The sequence below is a fragment of the Nocardiopsis sp. NPDC057823 genome, assembly GCF_042797335.1.
GTDB classification, from domain to species: Bacteria; Actinomycetota; Actinomycetes; order Streptosporangiales; family Streptosporangiaceae; genus Nocardiopsis; species Nocardiopsis changdeensis.
The window spans coordinates 61,046-68,611 of sequence record NZ_JBHVLR010000003.1; the positions used below are offsets into that span (position 1 = coordinate 61,046).

The window sequence follows — 7,566 nt, forward strand, 5'->3', positions numbered from 1 at the left end:
CGGGCTTTCCGCCCGAGTCGTGACCAAGCTGGAACGGTGGCCTCCGGGCCACCGTTCCGCGCACCCGGGTCCCGCCGCATATCCTGGGGGTCCGACAGGGCGCCCCGACAGGTGGCGCCGAAGGGCGCCGCACGAGTCGACCGCGTAGGTAGAAGGAGGCAAGGCAGCTTCGGGATCTCCGTCCCCGCCGACGGTCCGTCGGCGCCCGCTGCCTGAGAGCACGATGGCGAAAAAGGGTTCCGAGAGCACAGCACCCGCCCAGGGCAAGGACAAGAAGGAGCCCGGCCGGCTCAAGCAGATCGGCATGGTCGCCAAGGTCGTCCACCGCCAGAGCCCGCGCAGTATCCCGCTGGCCGCCGGCGTCGCGGTCCTCATCCTCGCGGTGTTCGTCGTCATCGGCATCTGGACCGGTTCCTGGATCCTGTGGCCGCTGACCGGCCTGCCGATCGCGCTGCTGACCGGTTTCATCATCTTCACCCGTTCGGCCCAGCGCGTGCAGTACCAGATCCTCGACGGCCAGATCGGCGCCGGCGCGGCGATCCTGGACAACATGCGCGGCAACTGGACGACCGAGTTCGCGGTCAACGCCAACCGCCAGCAGGACGTGGTGCACCGGGTGGTGGGCCGCCCCGGCGTCATCCTGGTCGGCGAGGGCGACCCGCACCGCCTGAAGTCGCTCATCGCCTCGGAGAAGAAGCGCGTGTCCCGGGTGGCCCTGGACACCCCCATCTACGACTACAAGGTGGGCAACGGCGAGGACCAGGTCCCGCTGGCCAAGCTCCAGCGCACGCTGGTCAGGCTGCCGCGCACCCTGGACAAGAAGGACGTCACGCAGCTCAACTACCGGCTGCGCGCGCTGCCCGCCAAGATGCAGATGCCCAAGGGCCCGATGCCCAAGAACGCCAAGATGCCCCGGGGCCTGCGCGGCCAGAGCGGCGGCTGACAGCCCCGGCGCCTTTCGCCACGCGACGAAGGGGGCGCGCACCGGACGGATCCGGTGCGCGCCCCCTTCCCGCCGTTCAGGACCGGTCCGCTGCGGGCGCGTAGTCGATGAGGTCGCCGGGGCGACAGTCCAGCTCCCGGCACAGGGCCGCCAGCGTGCTGAACCGGATGGCCCGGGCCCGGCCGTTCTTGAGCACCGACAGGTTGACCACGGTGATCCCGACCCGGGCGGCCAGTTCGGTGAGGGTGATCCCGCGCGCGGCGAGCACCTCGTCCAAGCGGACGACGATGTCCGCGCCCTCGTCCTCCTCCGGCGGCATCAGACCAGTCCCCGCACGTCGTCGCGCATCCGTGTGCCGCGCCGGAACACCTCGGCCAGCCCCAGCAGGAGCAGGGACACGAAGACCATCGTGAAGGAGATCCCGCCCTCCCCGATGAGGACGTAGGAGATCTCGAAGCCGTCGACGCCCAGGGCCTGGCCGCGCAGGAGCCCTTCCCCGACCTTCTCCGCGGCCGGGACCAGCAGCGTTCCGGCCAGGACGGCCAGGGCGATGACGCGCAGCCGGAGGGCGTTGGCGGGGACGAAGGGATCGCCGAGGTCCAGGCTCCGGACGATGCGCAGCAGGTTGACCATCACCAGGAGGGCGGCCGCCTGGGCCAGCAGGCCGGGCAGGACCAGCAGCAGCCGCTGCACCGTCGTGGGGTCGTGGAACGTGATCACCATGCCCTGCTCCGCCTCGATCCCGTACTCGGGCCCGGCCGGGACCGCGGGGGGCGCCGGCTCCGGGGCGCCGTCGGGGGACGGGACCGTGATGGTGTTCGCGGGCACGGAGCCGTCGGCGGGCAGCAGCGGTGTGATCCACACCAGGGCGAACACGGTCGTGAACAGAGTGACGCCGATGGCCATGACGAGGATGAACCGAGCCACGAAACCGTCGGCACGGCTCCACCGAAAGGGGGTCCTCTTCGACATGCCTTCCCTCCTTATCGTTTTTCGATATTAACGATAAACGATAAGCCCCGGCGTGCCGAACGGATGGAACGGCGAGGGCCCCGGGGCGCGTTCGGCGCTCCCGGGGCCCTGTGGTGCGTGGTGTGCGGGCTCAGCCGCAGTCGACGGCCTGATCGGCGGAGGTGCCGCTCAGACCCGCCAGCGGGTCGTCCGCGGACTCCCCGCCGGACTCGCCGCCGCCCTCGGAGCCCTCCAGGGCGACGCCCTGCCAGTCGGTGCCCATGACCAGCTCGACCGAGCCGGACAGGTCCGCGGCCTCCTCGATCTGCGCCCCGCTGACCAGCGCGTCGGCCACGGCCTGCGCCTGCGCCTGCTCGCCCGGGGCGTGGTAGACCGTGGTCTGCTGCGGGGCCCGGGTGGTGGGGTTGCCCGAGCCGGTGACGGTGAAGCCCAGCCCGGACAGCAGCGGCTCCACCTGTCCGGCCAGCCCCTGGGTGCCCTGGTTGTTGACGATGTACACCGAGACGTCGGAGGGCGAGACGGATTCCTCGGGGGCCTCCTCGGCCGCCTCCTCCGGCTTCTCCTCCTCTTCGGGCCTGGTCGCCTCGCCCGCGGCGACCGCCGCGAACAGCTCCGACGCCTGGGGCTCCATGAGCTGGACCTTGGCGTCGTTGTAGTCCTCGACCGGGACCGTCACCATGTTCATCCGCCCCAGGTCCACCCCGCGCATGGCGATGGCGAGCTCGGCCATCTCGTCGACGCTGAACTCGCTGTCGGTGGTCATGCTGTCGGTGACCGAGCCGAAGAAGTCGTAGAGGGTGGCGGGGCTGGTCATGACCTCGCCGGTGGTGACCTTGCGCAGGATCGCGCCGATCATCTGCTGCTGGCGCTTGATCCGGTCCAGGTCGCTGCCGTTCTCGGTGGTGTCCCGGGAACGGGCCAGGGCGAGCGCCTGGGTGCCGTCCAGGGTCTGCTCCCCGGCGGGCAGGTCGAGCTTGGCCTTGGGGTCCTGGAGCGGCTCGGGGATGCACATGTCGATCCCGCCGATGGAGTCGACGATGGCCTGGAACCCGGCGAAGTCGACGAGGACCATGTGCTCCAGGTGGACGCCGGTGATGTTCTCGATGGTCTTGCCCTGGCAGTCCATCCCGCCGTAGAACATGGCGTGGTTGAGCTGGTCCACCGTCCCCGCGGTGATGCCGGGCTTGTCCTCGACGGGGTCGCAGCCGGGCATGGTGACCATGAGGTCGCGGGGCATGTTGACCATGGTCACCCCGCCCTTGTCGACGTCGATGTTGACCAGCACCAGGACGTCCGGGCGGATCCCGTTGGCGACGCTGTACTCGGCGTCCTCCCCGGCCCGCTCGTCGGTGGCCAGCAGCAGGATGTTGTGGATCCCGTCCACCTGCGCCGGGCGGTCGCCCCAGGCGTCGGTGTTGATGTCCTCGGTCTGCACCGCCAGGGCGTCGCGGTAGCCCGCGTAGCCGACCAGGCTGGCCGCGATGACGACGCCCGTCAGCCCGCAGGCCGCCCACTGACCCGGGGACATCCACGCCTTCGCCGTGGACTTCGCCGTTCTGGACACGTGTCTGGGAGCCAAGAGGGCACCTGCGATCCGTTCAGGGACAAGGGAAGGGGGAGGCCGTTCTCCCGGGCGGGCCCGGGGGTCACGACGGGATCACGGCCGAACGCTACCGCACGGTACGCCGAAGGCCGGGTTTCGGTCAAGTAAGGGTAACGAACCCCTTCGACCGGAATGTCCCCCTGGGGATCAGCAGGCGCTCTCGGGCTTCTCCTCCGCGGTGATCCCGCCCAGGTCCTCGGTGACCGAGATCTCCGGCGCGGCCTCCTCCTCGTCGCCCTTGAACCCGGTCCAGTCCGGGCCGAGGACCAGTTCGAGGGTGCCGGTGAGCCCGGCGGCCTCCTCGGTGACCGCGGTCTCCAGCGACCCCGCCAGCAGCTCGGCGGCGGCCTCCTGGCCGGGCGCGTAGTAGACGGTGGTGACCGCGGGGACGCGGACCTGGGGGTTGCCGGTGGCGTTCACCGTGTACCCGTCGGTGGTCAGCCGCTCGGCGACCTGGCCGGCCAGGCCCTCGATCCCGGTGCCGTTGAGCACGTCCAGGGAGATGTCGGCCGGGGTCGGGCCGCTCTCGGCGTCGTCGGCCTCCTCGCCCCCCTCGTCCCCGTCCTCTTCCTCCTCCGCGCCCCCGGAGAGGTCGGCGCCGGAGTTGATGGCCGTGAAGAGCTCGGAGGCGGCGGGCTGGCTCAGCGCCAGGCGGTTGGGGTCGGCCGGGTGCTGGCCGTTGGGCACGGTGACGAACTGGATCCTGTTCAGGTCCACCTCGCGCATGGAGATCGCGATGTCGGTCATCGTGTCGACGGTGAAACCGTCGTCGGCGGTGACCGATTCGGTGACCGCGTTGAGGAAGTTGGTGATGGCCAGGGGGCTGGTCATCACCTCGCTGCTGAGGACCTGGCGCAGCATGGCGCCCATGAACTGCTGCTGGCGCTCGATGCGGGACAGGTCGCTGCCGTCGCCCTGGCCGTAGCGGGAGCGCACGTAACCCAGCGACTGCTCGCCGTCCAGGGTCTGCTCCCCGGCCTCCAGGGTCAGGTGGGCCTTGGGGTCGTCGATGGGAGCGGGGATGCACATCTGCACGCCGCCGACGGCGTCGACCATGTCCTTGAACCCGGTGAAGTCCATCATGACGAAGTGGTCCAGGTGGACCCCGGTGACCTGCTCGACGGCGTTCCACTGGCAGCCCACGCCGCCGAAGGTCATCGCCGAGTTGATCATGCCGCTCTGCGGGGCCATCCCCTCGTAGCCCTCGACCGCCTCGCAGCCGGGCAGGTCCACGACCAGGTCGCGGGGCAGGTTGACCATGGTGACGGCGCCGCGGTCGACGTTGATGCTGGCGATGAGCATCATGTCGGGGCGCTCGCCCTCGGCCTCGCCGTAGTTCGCGTTCTCCCCCGAGCGCACGTCCGACCCGATGACCAGGAGGTTCATGACGCCCTCGACGCTGGTGGGCCGGTCCCACTCGTCGGTGTCGACCTGGGCGGTCGTGATGTTGTTGGCGATGCCCTGGTACCAGAGGTAGCCGCCCAGGCTCCCCACGATCGACAGCGCGGTGACCGCGCAGGCGACCCACTGCCCCGTGGACAGGCGCACGGCGTCCAGGAAGCCGGCGGGGCGTGGGGCGGAGCGTTTTCCAGCCATGGCGAACCTTCGAGGGGTGCGGTGAGACCCGGGAGGGAGGGGACGCCGGGCGTCCGATGAGGGGATCACACAGTCCCGGGACGGTGTGACCGAGAATCGGATGCTAACAGCACCGGAGGGGCTGTTGATCCCGTCGTCATCCGCGCCGGGACCCGGGTGCTCAGATGCGGACGGCCACGGTGCCCGCGGCGCGGTCGTGGAGGCCGCGGGTGTCGCGGTCGTAGATGACGGCCGGGATGACCAGGCACAGCAGGAGGGTGCGCACGGCCATGGAGGCGAACCACGGCCAGGAGCGCTCGCCGGTGGCCTTGATCCGCACGCCGACCAGGCGGCGGCCGACCGAGGTGCCGAACAGGCTGAGCAGCACGATGTTCATGGCGGCGAACACCACGAGGGCGGTGTTGCTGACCAGGGTGGTGGCCTGCTGCTCGTCGGCGACACCCGCGCCGATGGCCCCGGCCGAGTACAGCCCGGCGGCGATGAGCAGCGCGAGCAGCCAGTCCAGCAGCAGGCCGGCCAGGCGGCGGCCCACGCCGGGCACCGAGTCGGGTCCGTGTTCGGGCAGGCCCAGCCGGTTGCCGCGGTAGCGGAAGTCGTCGTCGGTCACGGCCCTGTCCTCGCTCATGCCTCCACGGTATCCACCGCCGCGCGCGGCCTCGTCCCGGGTCGCCCGCACGGGCCCGCCCCGGGCCCGGCGGCGCCGTGGCGCGGGCCACATCCGGGCCTCCCGGCGTTCCGTTTTCGCCCTGTACACACAGGAATCACCGGGTCAGGCGGTATGGTCTGCGAAAACACCGGAGTCCGTAACATGCAGGAAACAATGGAGACACGGCATGGAAATCCCGCGCTCCTAGCTTCGTCAGCGAAGCCGGGAGACACCGCGTCGATCCGCCGCGTCCGCGATGGGGCGGCCCGCGGATCCGGTCGTCTCAGCCACCTGCACGGAGGTTCGTTTTGTTCAGCAGCGTCGACGAGGTGCTCGCTTTCATCCGGGACGAGGACGTCAAGTTCCTCGACGTCCGTTTCACGGACCTGTTCGGAGGCGTGAACCACGTTACCCTCCCGACCGAGAACGTCGACGCCTCGACGTTCACCGACGGTCAGATGTTCGACGGCTCGTCGATCCGCGGTTTCCAGGCCATCCACGAGTCCGACATGCTGCTGCTCCCCGACCTGAGCACCGGCGTGCTGGACCCGTTCCGCAAGTACAAGACGCTGAACATGACGTTCTTCGTCCACGACCCCCTCACCCTGGAGTCGTACAGCCGCGACCCGCGCAACGTCGCCCGCAAGGCCGAGGCGTTCCTGCGCGGCTCCGGTGTCGCCGACACCGCCTTCTTCGGGCCCGAGGCCGAGTTCTACATCTTCGACGACGTCAAGTTCGAGACCCGGTCCAACACCGGCTTCTACGAGATCGACTCCATCGAGGGCGCCTGGAACACCGGTTCGGCCCTCGAGGGCGGCAACCGCGGCTACCGTCCCCGCTACAAGGGCGGCTACTTCCCCGTCGAGCCGGTCGACCACTACAGCGACCTGCGCTCGGACATGGTCCGCACCCTCATCGAGGCGGGCATCGAGGTCGAGCTCCAGCACCACGAGGTCGGCACCGCCGGCCAGGCCGAGATCGGCATCAAGTTCGGCACGCTGCTCCAGCAGGCCGACCGCGTGCAGCTGTACAAGTACATCGTCAAGAACGTGGCCAACAACGCGGGCAAGACGGCGACCTTCATGCCCAAGCCGCTGTTCGGCGACAACGGCTCCGGCATGCACTGCCACCAGAGCCTGTGGAAGGACGGCGAGCCGCTGTTCTTCGACGAGTCCGGCTACGGCCAGCTGTCCGACACGGCCCGCTACTACATCGGCGGCCTGCTCAAGCACGCCCCGGCACTGCTCGCCTTCACCAACCCGACGGTGAACTCCTACCACCGCCTGGTGCCCGGCTACGAGGCCCCGATCAACCTGGTCTACAGCCAGCGCAACCGCTCCGCGTGCATCCGCCTGCCGCTGACCGGCTCCAACCCCAAGGCCAAGCGCATCGAGTTCCGCGTGCCGGACCCGTCGGCCAACCCGTACCTGGCCTTCTCCGCCATGCTCATGGCCGGCATCGACGGCATCAAGAACAAGATCGAGCCGCCGGAGCCCGTGGACAAGGACCTCTACGAGCTGCCGCCGGCCGAGGCCAAGGCCATCAAGACGGTCCCGGCCTCGCTGGACGACGCGCTCAACGCGGTCGAGGAGGACCACGAGTTCCTCCTGGAGGGCGGCGTGTTCACGAAGGACCTCCTGGAGACCTACGTGGACTTCAAGCGCACCGAGGAGATCGACTCCCTGCGCCTGCGCCCCCACCCGCGCGAGTTCGAGCTCTACTACGACATCTAGGCCGTAGCGCAGCTCCCCGGGGAGGCGCGCCCGCGCGGGCGCGCCTCCCCGCCCGGGGCCCGTATCCCTTCGG

7 protein-coding genes are annotated in these 7,566 nt (G+C 69.9%); 2 read left to right on the forward strand and 5 right to left on the reverse strand.

Features of this window, described 5'->3' with window-relative positions; genetic code table 11:
• The first annotated feature begins 223 nt into the window (after nt 1-223).
• Nucleotides 224-943, forward strand: a complete 720-nt coding sequence (locus tag ACFVNO_RS06795; protein ID WP_355265744.1) for a DUF4191 domain-containing protein — start codon at nt 224-226, stop codon at nt 941-943.
• 76 nt (nt 944-1,019) lie between these two features.
• Here the strand turns inward: ACFVNO_RS06795 and ACFVNO_RS06800 are convergent, their stop codons facing one another.
• From ACFVNO_RS06800 to ACFVNO_RS06820, 5 genes are all read right to left on the reverse strand, one after another.
• Complete coding sequence (locus tag ACFVNO_RS06800) at nt 1,020-1,262, reverse strand: helix-turn-helix transcriptional regulator (protein WP_220559865.1); 243 nt, start codon at nt 1,260-1,262, stop codon at nt 1,020-1,022.
• Nucleotides 1,262-1,915 carry a DUF2975 domain-containing protein gene (locus tag ACFVNO_RS06805; protein ID WP_378890065.1) on the reverse strand — a complete coding sequence of 218 codons (654 nt, stop codon included), beginning with the start codon at nt 1,913-1,915 and terminating at the stop codon, nt 1,262-1,264. The genes ACFVNO_RS06800 and ACFVNO_RS06805 overlap by 1 nt, the downstream gene beginning before the upstream one ends.
• Before the next feature lie 130 nt (nt 1,916-2,045).
• Nucleotides 2,046-3,443, reverse strand: a complete 1,398-nt coding sequence (locus ACFVNO_RS06810; protein WP_378890068.1) for an LCP family protein — start codon at nt 3,441-3,443, stop codon at nt 2,046-2,048.
• 222 nt (nt 3,444-3,665) lie between these two features.
• The gene (locus ACFVNO_RS06815; protein ID WP_355265753.1) at nt 3,666-5,114 is read right to left on the reverse strand and encodes an LCP family protein; all 1,449 of its coding nucleotides are present in this window, start codon (nt 5,112-5,114) and stop codon (nt 3,666-3,668) included.
• A gap of 160 nt (nt 5,115-5,274) precedes the next feature.
• Nucleotides 5,275-5,739 carry an RDD family protein gene (locus tag ACFVNO_RS06820; RefSeq protein WP_355265756.1) on the reverse strand — a complete coding sequence of 155 codons (465 nt, stop codon included), beginning with the start codon at nt 5,737-5,739 and terminating at the stop codon, nt 5,275-5,277.
• Nucleotides 5,740-6,068: 329 nt separating this feature from the next.
• Between ACFVNO_RS06820 and glnA the strand changes: the two genes are divergently transcribed.
• Nucleotides 6,069-7,493 (forward strand): type I glutamate--ammonia ligase, encoded by a 1,425-nt coding sequence (glnA, locus tag ACFVNO_RS06825; RefSeq protein WP_220559860.1) that lies wholly within the window; start codon nt 6,069-6,071, stop codon nt 7,491-7,493.
• Nucleotides 7,494-7,566 lie beyond the last annotated feature (73 nt).

Excerpts from the sequence above, each read along its gene's own strand:
- ACFVNO_RS06795 (WP_355265744.1), top strand. The coding sequence starts at position 224 with ATGGCGAAAAAGGGTTCCGAGAGCACAGCACCCGCCCAGGGCAAGGAC.
- ACFVNO_RS06800 (WP_220559865.1), bottom strand. The coding sequence starts at position 1,262 with ATGCCGCCGGAGGAGGACGAGGGCGCGGACATCGTCGTCCGCTTGGAC.
- ACFVNO_RS06805 (WP_378890065.1), bottom strand. The coding sequence starts at position 1,915 with ATGTCGAAGAGGACCCCCTTTCGGTGGAGCCGTGCCGACGGTTTCGTG.
- ACFVNO_RS06810 (WP_378890068.1), bottom strand. The coding sequence starts at position 3,443 with ATGTCCCCGGGTCAGTGGGCGGCCTGCGGGCTGACGGGCGTCGTCATC.
- ACFVNO_RS06815 (WP_355265753.1), bottom strand. The coding sequence starts at position 5,114 with ATGGCTGGAAAACGCTCCGCCCCACGCCCCGCCGGCTTCCTGGACGCC.
- ACFVNO_RS06820 (WP_355265756.1), bottom strand. The coding sequence starts at position 5,739 with ATGAGCGAGGACAGGGCCGTGACCGACGACGACTTCCGCTACCGCGGC.